General features: G+C 72.8%; 18 protein-coding genes and 1 tRNA gene. 15 read left to right on the top strand and 4 right to left on the bottom strand.

Annotated elements, in window-relative coordinates; all coding sequences use genetic code 11:
- The first annotated feature begins 125 nt into the window (after positions 1-125).
- From ACLBYG_RS08530 to ACLBYG_RS08475, 12 genes are all read left to right on the top strand, one after another.
- On the top strand, positions 126-812 hold the full coding sequence (locus ACLBYG_RS08530) for a DNA-binding protein (protein ID WP_447681205.1): 687 nt from the start codon (positions 126-128) through the stop codon (positions 810-812).
- A 21-nt stretch (positions 813-833) separates the two neighbouring features.
- Positions 834-1,202, top strand: coding sequence for a hypothetical protein (locus ACLBYG_RS08525; RefSeq protein WP_447681204.1), 369 nt, complete (start codon positions 834-836; stop codon positions 1,200-1,202).
- A 79-nt stretch (positions 1,203-1,281) separates the two neighbouring features.
- On the top strand, positions 1,282-3,033 hold the full coding sequence (locus ACLBYG_RS08520; protein ID WP_447681203.1) for an ABC transporter ATP-binding protein: 1,752 nt from the start codon (positions 1,282-1,284) through the stop codon (positions 3,031-3,033).
- Positions 3,034-3,109: 76 nt separating this feature from the next.
- Positions 3,110-3,985 (top strand): aldose 1-epimerase family protein, encoded by an 876-nt coding sequence (locus tag ACLBYG_RS08515; RefSeq protein WP_447681202.1) that lies wholly within the window; start codon positions 3,110-3,112, stop codon positions 3,983-3,985.
- Between the two features lie 3 nt (positions 3,986-3,988).
- Entirely contained in the window at positions 3,989-4,696 is a 708-nt protein-coding gene (locus tag ACLBYG_RS08510; RefSeq protein WP_447681201.1) for a uroporphyrinogen-III synthase, read from the top strand.
- Between the two features lie 375 nt (positions 4,697-5,071).
- Entirely contained in the window at positions 5,072-6,997 is a 1,926-nt protein-coding gene (locus tag ACLBYG_RS08505) for a translation initiation factor 2 (protein ID WP_447681200.1), read from the top strand.
- Positions 6,998-7,122: 125 nt separating this feature from the next.
- Positions 7,123-8,787 (top strand): heme biosynthesis HemY N-terminal domain-containing protein, encoded by a 1,665-nt coding sequence (locus ACLBYG_RS08500; protein ID WP_447681199.1) that lies wholly within the window; start codon positions 7,123-7,125, stop codon positions 8,785-8,787.
- Positions 8,788-9,013: 226 nt separating this feature from the next.
- Positions 9,014-9,448: an NUDIX hydrolase gene (locus ACLBYG_RS08495; protein WP_020092221.1), complete on the top strand. Its 435-nt coding sequence runs from the start codon at positions 9,014-9,016 to the stop codon at positions 9,446-9,448.
- A gap of 102 nt (positions 9,449-9,550) precedes the next feature.
- A tRNA-Thr gene (locus ACLBYG_RS08490) sits at positions 9,551-9,625 on the top strand.
- Between the two features lie 123 nt (positions 9,626-9,748).
- Positions 9,749-10,030 (top strand): hypothetical protein, encoded by a 282-nt coding sequence (locus tag ACLBYG_RS08485; protein WP_020092220.1) that lies wholly within the window; start codon positions 9,749-9,751, stop codon positions 10,028-10,030.
- A gap of 422 nt (positions 10,031-10,452) precedes the next feature.
- On the top strand, positions 10,453-11,310 hold the full coding sequence (locus tag ACLBYG_RS08480; RefSeq protein WP_020092219.1) for a manganese catalase family protein: 858 nt from the start codon (positions 10,453-10,455) through the stop codon (positions 11,308-11,310).
- An 88-nt stretch (positions 11,311-11,398) separates the two neighbouring features.
- The gene (locus ACLBYG_RS08475) at positions 11,399-11,716 is read left to right on the top strand and encodes a metal-sensitive transcriptional regulator (RefSeq protein WP_026604783.1); all 318 of its coding nucleotides are present in this window, start codon (positions 11,399-11,401) and stop codon (positions 11,714-11,716) included.
- Positions 11,717-11,753: 37 nt separating this feature from the next.
- Here ACLBYG_RS08475 and ACLBYG_RS08470 read toward each other — a convergent pair whose 3' ends face one another.
- The gene (locus ACLBYG_RS08470; RefSeq protein WP_020092217.1) at positions 11,754-11,999 is read right to left on the bottom strand and encodes a hypothetical protein; all 246 of its coding nucleotides are present in this window, start codon (positions 11,997-11,999) and stop codon (positions 11,754-11,756) included.
- A 299-nt stretch (positions 12,000-12,298) separates the two neighbouring features.
- Here ACLBYG_RS08470 and ACLBYG_RS08465 point away from each other — a divergent pair, with 299 nt between their 5' ends.
- Positions 12,299-13,048 carry a sigma-70 family RNA polymerase sigma factor gene (locus tag ACLBYG_RS08465; protein ID WP_056532505.1) on the top strand — a complete coding sequence of 250 codons (750 nt, stop codon included), beginning with the start codon at positions 12,299-12,301 and terminating at the stop codon, positions 13,046-13,048.
- 87 nt (positions 13,049-13,135) lie between these two features.
- A complete protein-coding gene (locus ACLBYG_RS08460; protein ID WP_447681198.1) occupies positions 13,136-13,531 on the top strand; it encodes an energy transducer TonB in 396 nt (131 codons plus the stop codon).
- 60 nt (positions 13,532-13,591) lie between these two features.
- Here ACLBYG_RS08460 and ACLBYG_RS08455 read toward each other — a convergent pair whose 3' ends face one another.
- A complete protein-coding gene (locus tag ACLBYG_RS08455; RefSeq protein ID WP_447681197.1) occupies positions 13,592-13,759 on the bottom strand; it encodes a hypothetical protein in 168 nt (55 codons plus the stop codon).
- A gap of 453 nt (positions 13,760-14,212) precedes the next feature.
- On the opposite strand from ACLBYG_RS08455, the gene ACLBYG_RS08450 reads away from it, so the two are divergent.
- Positions 14,213-14,434: a hypothetical protein gene (locus tag ACLBYG_RS08450; RefSeq protein ID WP_447681196.1), complete on the top strand. Its 222-nt coding sequence runs from the start codon at positions 14,213-14,215 to the stop codon at positions 14,432-14,434.
- 88 nt (positions 14,435-14,522) lie between these two features.
- Here ACLBYG_RS08450 and ACLBYG_RS08445 read toward each other — a convergent pair whose 3' ends face one another.
- Positions 14,523-15,110, bottom strand: a complete 588-nt coding sequence (locus ACLBYG_RS08445) for a TadE/TadG family type IV pilus assembly protein (RefSeq protein WP_056532499.1) — start codon at positions 15,108-15,110, stop codon at positions 14,523-14,525.
- Positions 15,104-15,715: a TadE/TadG family type IV pilus assembly protein gene (locus ACLBYG_RS08440; RefSeq protein ID WP_091680321.1), complete on the bottom strand. Its 612-nt coding sequence runs from the start codon at positions 15,713-15,715 to the stop codon at positions 15,104-15,106. The genes ACLBYG_RS08445 and ACLBYG_RS08440 overlap by 7 nt, the downstream gene beginning before the upstream one ends.
- Between the last annotated feature and the right edge of the window lie 404 nt (positions 15,716-16,119).

Raw genomic sequence — 16,119 nt, 5'->3', positions numbered from 1 at the left:
CACGGAGCGCTCTAGGGCGGCGCGTTTAACCGGGCCTGAACCGCGCGGTTCAGACCGGATTGCCGGCGCCTCCCTAGGAAGGGGCATCGGATCGAGCCGATCCGGACCCTTCAGAGGATGAGATCATGAGCGACGACAAGACCATCGACGGGACCGCGCGGGAAGTCCGCGAGACCGAGGCCGCCAAGCCGGCGCCGCGGGCGGTGCCGCGGCGGACCTGGGTGGTGGGCGCGGTGGCGCTGCCGCTGGCCCTGGGCGCCGTCGGCCTGTCCCTGGCGCAGGGAACGCCGTTCCAGCCGACGCCGGTCGCGCCGGTGGCGATCCAGGCCCTGGCCCCCTCCGGCGCGACCGCTATCAAGGGTGAGGTCGCGGAGATCTTCGGCAACAAGTTCGTGGTGCAGGACGGGACCGGGCGGGCCCTCGTGGAGACGGGCCGCGAGGGCGAGGACGGCGGCCTCGTCGCCAAGGGCGAGACCGTGACGGTGCAGGGTCGCTTCGAGACCGGCTTCCTGCGCGCCCGGGTCCTGACCCACGGGGACGGGCGCACGCTGCTGCTCGGGCCGGCCGGCGGCCCTCCGACCGGCAGCCTGGACTGGGCCAAGGACCGGCTCGGTCTCGGGCCGAAGCCCGACATGGCCGCCCTGACCGCCTCGCTCCAGGCGGCGGGCTACGGCGACGTGCGGGTCACGGGCCGCGGGCCGCGCCATTTCGAGGTGGCCGCGAAGGACCGGGACGGCCGCGAGCACCAGCTCCATGTCGGCTTCGACGGCCAGGTGCGGGAGCGCCCGGCGCCGGGGCTGCCGCCGCTCTGAGCCGGGCCCGGGCGGGCCCGCGTGCAACCCTTCCGCGCCTGCCGCGTCCTCCTGTCTCTCGCCGGACAGGAGGTGCGCGCCGTGGAGCCGATGAAGCCGATGGAACCCATGAAGCCCATGGAGCCGATGAAACTGATGAAGGGCGCGGAGCCCTGGTGGCCGAAGGATCTCGGCGAGCCCGCGACCAGCGGCGCGCAGAACGGGATGAGGTACGCGTTCTTCCCGGACAAGCGCCGCCTCCTCGTCGACCGCGACGGGCAGGTCTCAACCTACGACAGCGGCGACCACCGGATCGGCGGCGTCGCGCAGGCGGACGGGGCGGCCAAGACCCTGACCTTCACCGGCCAGGACGGCGAGGTCGACCTGGGCTCCCTGAAGAAGCTCGACTGAGCCCGGCGTGGACAGGCCGGGACGGCGCGCTTAAGCCCGGCCCGACCATGCGAGCCGTCCCGCCAGACCCCGCGATGCCATGCGCGCGCTGATCGACCTCGTCCGCGCCATGCGGTCGGCCGACCGGCGCCGGCTCGCCCTGATCGCCCTCGGCCTCGCGGCGGCGGCGCTGCTGGAGGTGGTGGGCGTCGCCTCGGTGATCCCGTTCCTGACGCTGGTCGGGGACCCGTCGGCGGCGACCCGGATCCCCTACCTGGCCCAGGCCCGGAGCGCCCTCGGACTGACCGACGAGCGCGGCTTCCTGCTGGTGACCGGCGGCGCGGCGCTCGCGGCGATCCTCGTCACCGCGCTGGTGAATGCCGGGCTGACCTACGCGCAGCTCCGGTTCACGCACCTGGCCGGCTACAGCCTCAGCCGGCGGCTGCTGTTCCGCTACCTCGACCGGGAGCGGCTGTTCTTCGCGAAGGCCAACAGCGCCGAGCTCGCCAAGAACGTGCTGTCCGAGACCGACCGGCTGGTCATCGGCGCGCTGACGCCCGCCACGGTGCTCGCCTCGCGGGCGAGCTCGGCGCTCGCGGTGATCGCCTTCCTGCTGGCCTACGCGCCGCAGCTCGCGCTGATCCTGGGGGGCGGTTTCGGCGGCCTCTATGTCGGGATCTACCTCGTGATGCGCGCCCGGCTGGCGCGGCTGGGCGGCCGCACCGTCGCCGACAACGAGGCCCGCTTCCGGATCGTGCAGGAGACCTTCGGGGCGCTCACCGAGCTGAAGCTCTACGGGCGCGCGGAGGCGTTCGCGTCGCGGTTCGACGCTCCGGCCCGGGCCTACGCCCTCGCCACCGCGGCGAGCCAGCTCACCGGCCAGATGCCGCGATTCGTCATCGAGGCCCTGGCGTTCGGCGGGGTGATCGTGGTGGTGCTGTTCGCGCTCGCCCAGGGGCTCGACGTCGCCGGGATCCTGCCGCTGCTCGGCCTGTTCGCCTTCGCGGGCTACCGCATGCTGCCGGCCTTCCAGAACATCTTCACCTCGGTGGCGCTGATGCGCTTCACCCTGCCGGCGGTGCGGGTCATCGTCGACGAGCTCGCCGACGAGCGCGAGCCCCGACCCCGCACCGCGGAGCGGCTGCCCTTCGCGCGGGCGATCCGGCTCGAGGGCCTCGGCTTCGACTACGGCACCGGCCGTCCGGCCCTCGCCGGGATCGACCTGACGATCCCGGTCAACGCCACGATCGGCCTTGCCGGGCGCACCGGCTCGGGCAAGTCGACGCTCGCAGGCCTGATCCTCGGCGTGCTGGGCCCGACCGCCGGACGGATCACCGTGGACGGTCGGCCCCTCGATGCCGGCACCCTGCCCGCGTGGCAGAACCGGATCGGCTACGTCCCGCAGGAGGTGTTCCTGGTGGACGGGACCGTGGCGGAGAACATCGCGCTCGGCCTCGACGCGCCGGACCTCGCCGCCGTCGAGCGGGCGGCGCGGCTCGCCGGCGCCCACGACTTCGTCGCCGCCCTGCCGCACGGCTACGCCGAGCGGGTCGGCGAGCGCGGGGCGCGGCTGTCCGGAGGCCAGCGCCAGCGCGTCGGCATCGCCCGGGCCCTCTACCACGACCCGGACGTCATCGTCTTCGACGAAGCGACCTCGGCCCTCGACGACGAGACGCAGGCGGCCGTGATGCGGGCGCTGCGCGCCCTCTCGGGCCGGCGGACGCTGATCCTGATCGCCCACCGCCTCTCGACCCTGGAGGGCGCCGACGCGGTCCACGTCCTGGAGGCCGGCCGGATCGTCGCTTCCGGGCCGCCCGAGACGGTCCTGCCGGGGCTCGGCACGGCGGCCTGAGCAACCGCGCGCCGGGGCCTTGCGTCCGCCCCCGCCTCCGTTACCTCGGCTCACCGAGGCAGACCGGGAGAGCACCGTGACCACGCGCATCGAGCTGACCGCATCGGACGGCACTACCGCGACGCTCGCGACCGACGGGGCCGAGCCGGTCTCGTGGCGGGTCGGCGGGACCGAGTATCTCTGGAGCGGCGATCCCGAGCACTGGAACCGCCACGCACCCTGGCTCTTCCCGGTGGTCGGCGCCTCGGCGGGCGGGCACGTGACGGTCGGGTCCGAGCACTACCCGATGGCCCAGCACGGCTTCGCCCGGGACCTGCCCTTCGCGGTGGTCGACCGGAGCGCCGACGCGGTGACCCTGCGCCTGACCGACGGGCCCGAGACGCGGGCGCACTACCCGTTCGCGTTCCGGCTCGACATCGCCGCGCGGGTCCGCCCGGCGGGGCTCGACCTCGACGTGACCGTCGCCAATCCCGGCGCCGTCCCCCTGCCCTACGCCCTCGGCTTCCACCCGGCCTTCCCGTGGCCCTTCGCGGGCGGCACCCGCGCCCGCGACGGCGGCTACGCGGTCGCCTTCGAGGAGGCGGAGCGGCCCCTCGCCCCCCAGGTCGGCCCGGGCGGCCTGCTGCTGCGCGACGAGCAGCCGATCCCCCTCGCCGGGGACACGCTGCCCCTCGATCCGGCGCTCTTCACCGAGGCCTTCGTGTTCCGGAATGCCCGCAGCCGCTGGATGCGCTTCACCGGCCCGGGACGATCGATCCGCATGGAGATGGCGGATTTCCCCCATCTGGCGGTCTGGACCAAGCCGACCGCACCCTTCCTATCGCTTGAGTGCTGGACCGGCTACGCCGACTGGTCGGACTTCGCGGGCGACCTCGCCGCGCGCGATTCGCAGCGCCTGCTCGCCCCGGGCGCCGCGGCGCGCCACGGCGTCCGCCTGACGCTGGAGACCTAGCCCTTGCGGATCTGGGTGGCGCGGCCCGAGCCGGGAGCGACGCGGACCGGGGCGGCCCTGGCCGAACTCGGCCACGCGCCGCTCGTGGCGCCGGTCCTGGCCGTGCGGCCGACCGCGGCGGCCCCGCCTATGGGACCCTTCGCCGCGCTGCTGCTGACCAGCGCCAACGCGGTTCCGGCGATCCGCGACGCGCCGGCCCTGCGCGGCCTCCCGGTCTTCGCCGTCGGCGCTCGGACGGCCGCCCTGGCCCGCGCGGCCGGTCTCGGCCCCGTCCGGGAGGGGCCGGGCGACGCCGCGGGCCTCGCCGCCCTGGTGGCGGCGACGCTGCCGCCCGGCCAGCCGCTCCTCCACGCGACGGGCGCCGAGCGCAAGCCGGAACCGGCGGCGACGCTCACGGCCGCCGGATTCCGGGTCACGGCCTTCGTGGCGTACCGGGCCGAGGCGCTGGACCGCCTGCCGCCGGCGGTCGGCCGCGAACTCGCCGAGAACCGCCTCGAGGCGGCCCTTCACTATTCCCGGCGCAGCGCCGCCGTCGCCCTTGCCCTCGCGGATGGATCGGAGCACGGCGGAGCTTTCCGCCGGCTGAGGCATTACTGCCTATCGCCGGATGTTGCGGCACCCCTGGAAGCGGCCGGTGTTCCGGTCCATTTCGTCGCGGCACGCCCGCGCGAAGCGGACCTGCTCGACGCCCTGGCAGGGCGACCGGGCTAACCGCGCGGTGACAGGGAGGCCGGGCCGCCGTATCTCGCCCTCGCGCCCGGCGCCGCCGCGGTGCTAGGGGGGCGCGGCGACGCCGAAGAGTTGGAGGACTTGCCCGTGACGCCACCACCCAGCGACGCCGACAAGCCCGGCCCCGGCGGCCGGAAGCCGGACGCCGCGCCCGGCAAGCCCGGGCAGTCCAGCCCGCCCGGTGGCGCGTCCCGACCGGCCGCGACGTCGGCGTCCACAGCCTCCACGTCGGCCTCGACGTCCGCTTCCACGTCGGCCTCGATGTCGGCCTCCACCTCTTCCACCGCCGCCGGCGGCGTGCGGGGGCCGCAGGGATCCGCGTCCGGAACGCCGCCCAGGCCGGCGACCGACCCGGTCGTGACCGCCAAGCCCGGCACGACCGATCCGAAGGCCGACGCCGGCAAGCCGGTCTCCGGGACCGACGGCCTGAAGCCGTCGACCGGCCCGGCCGCCCAGTCGGCCGGTGCGAAGCCCGATCCCGTGACGGCGGGCGCCGCGTCGTCGGCCTCCGACGGCAGGACCGGAGCGTCCGCCTCGTCGTCGACGGCCTCCACCGCCGCGTCCGGGACGTCCGGCGCGAAGATCGATCCGAAGGCCGCGCAGCCCGGAGCCGGAACGCAGGGCGGTCCCCGTCCGGGCGGACCCGCACCCGGCGCCGCGGGCCCGGCGGCGGCCAGCGCGGTGACGGCCGGCCCGATCATCGACCTGAAGGCCAAGCGCATCCCGGATCCGCCGGCCGCCGGCAAGGAGCCGGGCAAGGACGCTTCCAAGGACGCTTCCAGGGATACTTCCAAGGACGCCTCCAGGGACGGCAAGGAGCCGCCGAAGGGCCCGATCCCCGCGGTGGCCGCCGTCGATCCCAGCAGGAGCGCCGCCGCGCCCACCGGCCGGGCCCGGGCCGGGTTCGGCTCGCTCGCGGCCGCGGGGCTGCTCGGCGGCGTGATCGGCGCCGGCCTGCTGTTCGGCGCCGAGAAGGCCGGGATCGGTCCCGACCCGCGCCTGAGCGCCCTGGACCAGAGGCTCTCCAGCCAGCTCGCGTCCCTCGACAAGCGTCTCGACGGGCTGGCCCCGCGCGACGCCGTGACGGCGCTCGACAAGCGCGTCGCCGCCGCCGAGGCGAGCGCCAAGCAGGCCCTGGACAAGTCCGGTGCGGCGCCCACGTCCACCGCCGACGGGCAAGCGGCCGGTCAGGCCTCCGGTCAGGCCCCCGCCGTGCCGCCGGATCTCGTCGCCCGCCTCGACAGCCTCGACCAGCGCGTCGCGGCCCTGCAGGAGGAGCCGGGTCAGGAGCCCGGTCGCGACCAGCCGGCCGATTCGAAGCTCGGCGTGGTCCAGGACAACGCGAAGCAGATCGCCGACCTCGAGACCCGCCTGAAGGCGGTGGAGGATGGCGGCGCCAACAAGGGCGCGGCCGAGGAGGCCGCCCGGAAGGTCGCGGCGCTGCAGAGCGAGGTGGAGCAGAAGACCAAGGCGAACGCCGAGGCCGACGCGGCCCTGGGGCAGCGCCTCGACGCGCTGCAGCAGGCCGTCGACGCGCGGGTGAAGGCCGCGACCGAGGCGGTCCAGGCGGCGACCCAGGCGAGCCGCACCGCCGCCGAGGCCGGACAGGCCCAGGCCGCGGAGGCCGCGAAGGCGGTCGACCGGCGGCTGCAGGAGCAGGCCGACCAGATCGCCGCCCTGGACAAGAGCGTCGCGCAGCGCGCCGAGGCCAGCACCGTCCAGGCGGCGCTCCGGGTCGTCGTCGCCGACCGCGTGGCGGCCGCCCTGGAATCCGGGACGAGCTACGCCGAGCCGCTCGCGACCCTGCGCAAGCTCGATCCGGGGACCGACGCGCAGGCCAAGGCCCTGGCGCCCTTCGCCGACGGCGGTGCTCCCTCGGCGGGGGATCTTGCCGACACGTTCCGGCCGATCGCCGAGCGGATCGCGGCCAAGCGGCAGGCGCAGCGGGCCAAGAGCGCGGCCGAGACCGGCGATTTCCGCACCAAGCTCCTCAGCATGGCCGACGGTCTCGTGCAGATCCGCAAGGCGGACGCACCCGCTCCCGAGGCCGCGGACGATCCGGAGAGCAAGGTCCAGGCGGCCCTCGACCGCGGCGACCTGCCGGCGGCCTCGGCGGCCTTCGCGGCGCTCCCGGCCGAGGCCCGGGAGCAGGCCGGGGATTTCGGCGCCAAGCTCAAGGCGCGGGCCGAGGCCGAGCAGGCCGTGCGCGCGCTGCTCGACGGCGCCTTCAAGGCTCTGCCGGTCGGCGCCGCCCAGCCGGCCCAGGCAGCCCCCGGGCGCTAGGCCGGTGAGGGCCCCGATCCGCGCGCTGCGCGGCCGCACCATCTCCGAGCGGGCGCGCAGGCGCCCCGCTCCTCCCGCACCCCGCGACGGCCGCCAGCCGGCCGCCGACAGGAGATACTGACCCCATGTGGCGCGCCCTCGCCTTCCTGGCCCTGCTCGCACTCGCCGCCTTCGGGGCGGTCTGGATCGCCGACAGGCCCGGCACCGTCACCGTCGTCTGGAACGGCTACCAGATCGGCACCAGCCTCGCGGTCGCCCTCGTCGGCGTGATCGCGGCGGCGATCGTCCTGGGCGTCCTCTGGGCGATCGTGCGCGGTGTCATCGGCCTGCCCGAGGCCCTGGTCCGCGGCTCGGCCGAGCGGCGCCGGGCCAAGGGCCTCTCGGCCCTCTCCCGCGGCATGGTGGCGGTGGGCTCGGGCGATCCCCTGGCGGCCCGCCGCTTCGCGGGCGACGCCGAGCGGCTCCTCGGTACCGAGCCGCTGACCCTGCTGCTGAAGGCGCAGGCGGCGCAGATCTCCGGCGACCGGGACGCGGCCGAGAGCGCCTTCCAGCGCATGGTCGACGATCCCGAGACCCGGGTCCTGGGCCTGCGCGGCCTGTTCGTCGAGGCCCGGCGCCGCGAGGACGAGACGGCCGCCCGCGCCTACGCCACCGAGGCCGCCCGCCTCGCCCCGAGCGTGACCTGGGCCAACGAGGCCCTTCTGGAGGCGCAGAGCGCCGACGGCGACTGGGCGGCCGCCCTGGAGACGATCGAGCGCCGCTCGTCCCTCGGACTGATCGACAAGGCCGCGGCCCGACGCCAGCGGGCGGTGCTCCTCACCGCCATCGCTGGCGAGCGCGAGGCCGGCGAGCCGGAAATCGCCACGGAGCGGGCCCTGCAGGCGGTCAAGCTCGCTCCCGACCTCGTGCCGGCGGCCTGCATCGCCGGCCGCCTCCTCGCCCGTCGCGGCGACGTCAAGAAGGCCGCCCGGATCGTCGAGGCGGCCTGGAAGGCCAATCCCCATCCCGACCTCGCGAAGGTCTATCTGGGCCTGCGTCCCGGCGATTCGGTCCGCGACCGCCTCGCCCGCGCCGAAGTCCTGGCGAAGCTGTCGGTCTGGGACCCCGAATCCCGCCTCGCCCTGGGCCAGGCCGCCCTCGACGCGCGGGACTACAAGCGGGCCCGCGAGGCCGTGAAGCCCCTGCTCTCCGACCGTCCGACCGCCCGGGCCTGCCTGATGATGGCGGCCATCGAGGAGGCCGAGCACGGGGCCGCCTCCGGTCAGGCCCGCGAGTGGCTGGCCCGGGCCGCCCGCGCCCCGCGCGACCGCGTGTGGATCGCCGACGGCATCGCCACCGATACCTGGGCGCCGGTCTCGCCGGTGACCGGGCGCCTCGACGCCTTCGCGTGGCGCGAGCCCCCGAACACGCTCGGTGCCGCGTCCGCGGTGGAGCCGGAGGCGGATGCCGCCGGCACGGCCCTCGTGCCGGCGGCCCCGAACGCCGCGGCGCCGGGCGCCAGACCGCTCGCCTCATCGGTCCCCGTGTTGCCTCCGACCGTGTCCCCCGCCGCCGCGACTGCTCCGGTCCCGTCGCCGACACCCGCGTCGACCTCCGCGTCGGCCCAGGCCGCGTCGTCGCCCTCGGTCGCGTCCGCGGCGTCGACCTCCACCGGCCCGATCCCGACCGTCCTTCCGGCGAAGGCGGGCGCCTCGAAGGCGGCCGGTGCCGACCCGGTCTCGGCCGGGATGGCGTCCGCGGCGTTGCCGCCTTCCGGCTCGGGTGAGCGGCCGGTTCGTCGGATCGGGTGACCGGTTTCACGCCGCGCCGGCCGTCCGAGCGCGAGATGACAGGAGCGCCGCGGGGTCACGGACACGCCGGGGCGTTCGACTATTGCAAGTTGAATGAGCCGGCGCGCCGTGTAGCTTGTCGTGAGCTGCCGACCGAGGATCCGATCATCCCCCAGCCCGCTCACAGCCCGCGCGCGCCGTCGATCCGGTCGGATCGGAGGGGCGTCCCGCGTCGCCGGGTGCGCCCGTGACCGTCCTCGAGGAGGACGGCGAGCCGCGGCGGCAGGTCGGGGCCCTGCCGTTCCGGCACGGGCGGGACGGCAAGACCAAGATCCTGCTGGTGACCTCCCGGGAGAGCCGCCGCTGGGTCATCCCCAAGGGATGGCCGATGAAGGGTCGCAAGCCGTTCGAGGCGGCCGCGCGGGAGGCCTACGAGGAGGCCGGCCTGCGCGGTGCGGTCGGCAAGCGGCCGATCGGGCTGTACCTCTACCAGAAGCGTCTGAGGAACCTCGACACCGTCCTGTGCCAGGTGAAGGTGTTTCCGCTGGAGGTGCGCAAGCAGCTCAAGCATTTCCCGGAGGCGCGCCAGCGGGAACTCCGATGGTTCACCCCGTCGGACGCCGCCGAGGCCGTGTCCGAGCCCGGGCTCGCCGCCCTGATCCGGGCCGCATCGCGCACCTAAAACGGCGCGGAAGCGCAACACGGCGTTGCCAACCCGGCGGCGATCCGTTATGGCCCCACTCGGCCGGACGGAGACGCCCTCGCGGGAGCGCCCCGGTCACCTGCTGCGGTAGCTCAGTGGTAGAGCACTTCATTGGTAATGAAGAGGTCGAGAGTTCAATCCTCTCTCGCAGCACCAGAAACCTTCCCGATCTCGCAAACAGTCCGGACGATGCTAACGGTTCCCTAGCGGAACCCGTCGCAGACTGAGGATCGCGTCGGCTGCCCGGCCGACACCATCCGCTGAAGGGGACGCGCGGACGTGAACTCGACAGCCCTGTTCACCATGCTGGGCCTCGTCATCGGATGGGCGGTCCTGGCCGGCGCGGCCCTGATCACCGGGCGGGTCGCCACCTTCGCGTTCCTGATCCTGACGCTGATCGCCCTCTACCTCTACGTGCCGTGGGTGCGGCTGCGGGCGAGCGGGATCGACGGGTCCAGCCGACCGGTCCGGTTCTGGACCAACGTCGCCATGCTGGCCGTCAGCCTCGCCGCCTGCCTCGCCTTCGGGATCATGCTCGCCCGGCGCACCGGGCTCCTGTAGGCGCCCGTAGAGCGGCGCGTTCCGCGGCCGCGCCGCGCGCGCCCGGCGATCCCAAGAGAGCTGTCCCCTGTCCGACCACCGAGCGCCCTCACGCGGCGCATCGCGGGCAGAGAAAGGGGCCGCTGATCCGGTCATTCGCGGCGCCCCCTTAACATGGGTGAGGCGCCCTTAACTTACATTGTGTAATTCTGGCCGGTTAAGCGCGGCCCTGATCGTGGATTTTCACGACAATACCCTGGCACGGCGCAGGAAAATGCGTTCGGTCAAATATTGATCGTTATAAAATTCGCGAAAGATCGAACCGTGGTCCCGAAGCGGGGTTGGACAGGGTGCGAGGCGCGATGCTCCCACGGAGTACCGGGCCGACGGCCGATCGTGCGGTGGGCTTGAGCACGCCGTGCCTCTCGCGAGGGACAGATATCATGTACTATCACGACAAGCGGCTTCAGTACCCGGTCAAGGTCGACAGCCCCGACCCGATCTACGCCCGCATGCTGCAGCAGGCGATCGGCGGCATCGAGGGCGAGATCCGGGTCGCCTTCCAGTACTTCTTCCAGGCCTGGGGGAACCGCGCCCCGACGACCAAGTACCGCGACATGCTGCTCAATACGGCCACCGAGGAGATCGGCCATATCGAGATGCTCGCGACTGCGGTGGCGCTGAACCTCGAGAACGCCCCCACCAAGGTCCAGGAGGCCGGGGCGGCCGACGCGATCGTCGGTGCCGTGATGGGCGGCGAGAACCCGCGCCACATCGCCGAGGGCATGCTGCACAAGACGCTGCTGTCGACCGGCATGGCCGCCTTCCCGGGCAATTCCGACGGCCAGTCCTTCGACATGAGCCACATCTACGCCAGCGGCAACATCGCGGCCGACATGTACTGCAACGTCGCCGCCGAGAGCACCGGGCGCGTCCTGGCGGTGCGGCTCTACAACGCCACCAACGATGCGGGCATGCGCGACATGTGGAGCTTCCTCATCGCCCGCGACACGATGCACCAGCAGCAATGGCTGGCGGTGATCGAGGAACTCGGCGGCCACGCCGGCACGCTGCCGATCCCGAACTCCTTCCCGCAGGAGAAGGAGAACCAGAAGTTCAACTACAACTTCTTCTCCACGTCGGCGGACGGCTCGCCGCCGCCGGCCGGGCGCTGGACGCAGGGCCCGTCGCTCGACGGCAAGGGCGAGTTCAGCGTCGTCCAGAACCAGCCGATGGGCGAGGAGCCGGTGCTCGGCCCGGCCCGGCCCGACAGCGGCGCCGAGAGCCAGCAGATCGGCTGATCCGCCGGCCGGGACGGCTCACCCGAGGTCGCGGCGCTCCGGTGCGCCGCGACCCGCGCGCGGACGGGAACAGGTGGCTCGCAGGACGGTGACACGCGGCACGCTCGTCGACGGTCGTGTCTGCCTCGCCCGGACCGACGCGGAGCGCGCGCCGCTGGTCCGGCGACTGGCGCGGATCGAGGGTCAGGTTCGAGGATTGCGGGCGATGGTCGAGGCCGACAGGCACTGCCTCGACGAGATCCAGCAGATCCGGGCCGCCACCGCGGCATTGCGCGAGGTCGGCCTCCTGATCATCGACCAGCACGTCGCCGCGGGGCTCCGCCTCGCGGCGCGCGATCCGGACCGGGAGGCGGTGATGGCGGACCTCCTTCGGGTTCTGCGGGCGGCCATGGCGGAGGCCGGATAGGCGCGGGCGGCCGGCCCGCACCCCCCGGCGCCCACGCTCAGTGCTTGGTCAGCGTCTCGACGACGGTGCCTGGCCCGATGCGCGCCGAGAAACGGGCCAGCCGGCTGCGGCTGGGCTCCTCGAGACCGCCGGCATGCGCGAAGGTCGTCAGGGCGATGCCGACGAGGAACCGGGCCTCCTCGACGGTCACGGCCCGGCCGCTCAGGGTGCTGGCCGCGCCCCGAACGGCGAGGACGGCCTCCTGGAAGGCGGGATCGTCCTCGAGATCCGAGAGCCGGGTCATGGGCGCGATCCCGCGGTCGAGAGCGTCCTGCGGCCGCCCCGCCCGGGGCGGGCATTCGCAGCAGCGAGATCTTCGCGTGCGCTGCCGCAGATACGACCGTGCGGCGAACAGTTTTCCGGTGCGTATGACCTCATCGAACTCCCTCTTTCCGTCGACATCTCTGTCGCGATTGTCGCGGATGCCAGCATATATTGATCCGAAGATGTGCCTATCCGCTGATCTATGTTGCGGCGGATGCAGCGTATTCAGCGATTAATGGCGCCACGCGATTTTTCGTACCCTTCAGGTGATCGGCTATCATGCTCGAACTCTCGCTCGACGCTGATACAATCGACGCGCAGGGCCCCCGGCTCCCCGACAGCGTGCAGTATCACCTCGGCCATCTGCTCGCGGCGACCTACGCGCAGGACAACGTCGAGCCGACCATCGCGGATCGCTTCGCCGAACTGCTGAGGCTGCTCGACGGCGCCTTCGGCCGGGCGCAGGACGGGCGCGAGAAGGCGTTCCAGGCCTCGCTCCTCGCCCTGGTGCCGAACCTGCAGCGCTTCGCCCGCTCGCTCCTGCGCAGCCATGTCGGTGCCGACGACCTCCTGCAGAACACGCTCCTCCGGGCCTGGCGCTCGCGCGCGAGCTTCGCGCCGGGCACGAACCTGGAAGCGTGGCTGTTCACCATCATGCGCAACCAGTTCTACAACGAGCACCGCAAGCGTGGGCGCGAGGTGCAGGACGAGGACGGCGCGCAGGCGGAGCGGATGGTCTCGCTGCCCGAGCAGGGCGGCCATCTCGACCTGAGCGACGTCCAGGCCGCCCTCGACCGCCTGGCGCCGCCGATGCGGCAGGCGCTGGTGCTCGTGGCGATCGAGAACCTCACTTACGAGGAGACCGCCGCCGTCATGCAGTGCCGCATCGGCACGGTGAAGAGCCGGGTCTGGCGGGCCCGGACGCAGCTCGCCGAGATGCTGGGCTACACCGGCCTCGAGGTCGGCAGCGACGACATCATGCTGGCCGCCGCGGGACCGAAGGGCCGGAAATCCACCGCTGTCTCGTGACGGCGACCGGCGGACGGGGTCGCTAGGGACCCGCCTCTGCGCGTAGGGTCGATCCCCGATCCCTGGCTCGAGGAGCCACCGTTCCCCATGTCGCCGCTCCCCATGCTGCCGCGCGCCGTGATCGCCGCTGCCGTCGTGTTCGGCCTCACCCTTTCGTCGGCGGCGGTGGCGGCGCGGACCGCACCGGGACCCGCCGCGCGGGCCTGGCTCTCCGACCTCGTCACGCGGATCGATGCCGCGGACCGCGCCGGGACGCGGCCGGGATCCGGCCGTGGCCGCGGAACCGTGGTCGTCCACGTGCAGATCGCCGCGGACGGTGCGGTTCAGGGCGCGGAGATCGAGGAGAGCTCGGGCTCGGCGAAGCTCGATCAGCGGGCGCTCCGCGCCGTGCAGGGCATCAGTCCGGCGCCCGCGCCGCCCGCCGCACTTCTGGGTGTGGACGGGATCGTCGATCTCAGCATCCCGGTCGCGCTCGGCCACTGAGCGCGCGCCGAGTATGCGTCTGCCGGCCGGACCCCAATCCCGGCGGCGCCGCCGGACCGGTCAGCGGCTCGGGCCGGTATCGGCGCTGATATAGGCCCCGACGAGGTAGCCGGCCTGGAGGGCGGTGAGGTAGGCGAAGAGCAGCAGCACCTTCTCGGCGTCGAACTCGGCCCAGACGAAGATCGAGAGGGCCAGCCACCCGAGGGTGACCAGCATCGAGCTGGCCATCAGAACCGATGCCCGATACCGCCAGCCCTCCCATATGCCCACCGCGAAAAGCAGGGCCGCAACCAGCAACGGGCCGTCTCCTTCCGCGCGAACAGATAAAGTTTTACGCGTTAAACCTCTGGTATTTCGAAGATTTTTGACTGCGCGCCCGACATTCGGGGGGGGGTTAATTTTGCATTAACTCGGCCCGTCCGCTGGGGCCGTCCGTCATAGGACAACCCCGTCACGGTCCGGGTCCAGCAACACCTCCACTCCGCGCCGGCCGCTCGGCGGGCCGGGGATGCAGAATGCGAGCCAGGAAGACGGCGGCGCCGACCGGCAGTTTCACCGGCGACCCATCATTGACTAGATCGATAATGAAAATCGATTGCATCTGTTTGGATCATGTTGCTTTGCAGCGTAGATATCCCCTCGAAGCCGGGCACGCCCCGGACAACGAGAGGACTTCAGATCATGACCGTTCGCACCATCGTTCTCGCCGGCCTCGCTGCCGTTCCGATGATCGGGGCCGCCCGCGCCGACGAGAGCATCGCGCTGACCCCGCCGCTCTATCGCGAGCAGGCGCGTCCCACGGCCGCCGTTCGGCCCGCCTCCGAGCTGGCCACGACGCCGCGTCTCGTCCCGGCGAGCCCGGCCTCGCGCCGGGTCGTCGCCACCGCGGTCCCGGCCCGCTGAGGCGGGGCGTGTCCGCGATCCGGCGTCATCGGGCCATCCGGTGGCGCCGGCCGCAGCGCCGGCCCGGTACGAAGCGTCAGCCTACCCGTCAGGCCGGGCAGGGTTTTCCCCCCGGCAGAACCACCTCGCTCTGCCCGTTGTAGATCTCGCCGCCGCGCACCGGCCAGATCTTCTTGTACCGGAAGGTCCACCGCGTCAGGTTCGAGAGGACCGGGAAGATCGGGTGGTAGGTCATCGTGACTTCCGACACGACGAAGCGGTCGCCGTTCCGGGTCATCCCGGCGGGCGGTGCGCCGAGCGAGGAGCCCGCCGTGCGGGCTTGTCCGTTGGACTCGGCGCTCGAGCAGACCTTGGTCGCCGCCGAGCTGCCGTCGCTGTAGGTGCCCGCCGCCGTCAGCACGATGCTCGCCCGGCTCACGTCGTAGGGGTTGGAGATCGCGCTCGTCGCGGCGAAGACCGGCTTGAGGTCGGCGTAGCTGCCGCGCGAGATCAGGTCCGCCATCGTGGCCGCCGCGTTGTCGAGCCGCTTCCCGATCATGTAGGCGCGGGGCAGCTCGATCGACCCCATCAGGATCAGCAGCAGGATCGGGGCGATCACGCTGAACTCGATCGCGCTCACGCCCTCCCGGTCGCCGATCAGGCGGATCAGGCGGGCGCGCAGGCGACCGCTCAGCACGGCTTGGGCTCGTAATCCTCGGCCCGAAAGATCTCGGTCGTGACCAGCAGCTGAGTCTTGTCGGCCATGATCCGGCCGGTGAAATCGAGCATCTGGAACAGCCGCATCACCGGCACGGCGACCCGGACCGTGACGGTGTCGCCGCCCTGCGGGCACTCGAAGCGCTGGCCGAAGCCCGGCGTCCAGGTCTTCGTGGTCTTGTCGAACGGCTCCGCCGGCTGCGAGGTCGAGAACGAGGGCGTCCGGGAGACGTCGAGGCGCAGGTCGGCGCAGGGGAACAGCGCCGAGGGGCCGGTGCAGACGATCCTGCGGAGGCGCTCGCTCGGATCGCTGCCGTCGGAGCCGTCCTGGAAGGTGCCGGTTCGCAGCTGCCGGACGCTCCGGTCGACCGCGATATCCAGCGTCTGCTGCTCGATGGCGATGACGCCGGATTCCGCCACGACGCCCAGGAGAGCCAGGAACGGCGCGGCCAGGAGCGCGAACTCTACCGCTGAGGCGCCGGTCCGGTGGCCGGCGAACCGTCGGACGCGTCCGGCCGTGCCGGCGCGGCCCTCGGTCCCACCCGGACGGCGGACGGTCGCGACGCGCCGAAAGATGCCCATCATGCCAAACGAACTCTGCAGGTTGGTGCCTGCCGCCGTCCGGCCGTAGAGGCGCGGACAGAAATAACCCTATGATGAGGCCGTTTAAAAACGGTTCAAATCTGGGTAGAAATTGCGGGTTCAGCAAGATTTTGCGGCCGCGATCGGTGATGAGGACGCAAATTCACCCTGAGGTTGTGTGCTGTTGTGTTCATTCGGCGGCAGGCCGGTGAGGCGATCAGTCGTCGAGACGGTGCCGGGCATTGTGCGGTCGCATATAGAAGTTGTTCACAGCTAAAAGCGGCTCTATCGCGTGGCGATAGCTTCGCGGTGCTCGGACGCCACGGATTTTTAGGAGCTGTGCCTTAGGCCAACGGTTCGGTGGCCGGTGCCGCCGCAGCCGCCGATCCGGTCCCGCCCTGGGAGAC

The sequence above is a fragment of the Methylobacterium sp. D53M genome, assembly GCF_053345625.1.
The sequence above is the reverse complement of the archived record's forward strand: the minus strand, read 5'-3'. Positions and strand labels throughout refer to the sequence as shown.

Bases quoted from the DNA above. Each gene is read 5' to 3' on its own strand.
- ACLBYG_RS08530 (WP_447681205.1), top strand. From the start codon at position 126: ATGAGCGACGACAAGACCATCGACGGGACCGCGCGGGAAGTCCGCGAG.
- ACLBYG_RS08520 (WP_447681203.1), top strand. From the start codon at position 1,282: ATGCGCGCGCTGATCGACCTCGTCCGCGCCATGCGGTCGGCCGACCGG.
- ACLBYG_RS08500 (WP_447681199.1), top strand. From the start codon at position 7,123: ATGTGGCGCGCCCTCGCCTTCCTGGCCCTGCTCGCACTCGCCGCCTTC.
- ACLBYG_RS08480 (WP_020092219.1), top strand. From the start codon at position 10,453: ATGTACTATCACGACAAGCGGCTTCAGTACCCGGTCAAGGTCGACAGC.
- ACLBYG_RS08470 (WP_020092217.1), bottom strand. From the start codon at position 11,999: ATGACCCGGCTCTCGGATCTCGAGGACGATCCCGCCTTCCAGGAGGCC.
- ACLBYG_RS08465 (WP_056532505.1), top strand. From the start codon at position 12,299: ATGCTCGAACTCTCGCTCGACGCTGATACAATCGACGCGCAGGGCCCC.
- ACLBYG_RS08460 (WP_447681198.1), top strand. From the start codon at position 13,136: ATGTCGCCGCTCCCCATGCTGCCGCGCGCCGTGATCGCCGCTGCCGTC.
- ACLBYG_RS08455 (WP_447681197.1), bottom strand. From the start codon at position 13,759: ATGGCCAGCTCGATGCTGGTCACCCTCGGGTGGCTGGCCCTCTCGATC.
- ACLBYG_RS08450 (WP_447681196.1), top strand. From the start codon at position 14,213: ATGACCGTTCGCACCATCGTTCTCGCCGGCCTCGCTGCCGTTCCGATG.
- ACLBYG_RS08440 (WP_091680321.1), bottom strand. From the start codon at position 15,715: ATGATGGGCATCTTTCGGCGCGTCGCGACCGTCCGCCGTCCGGGTGGG.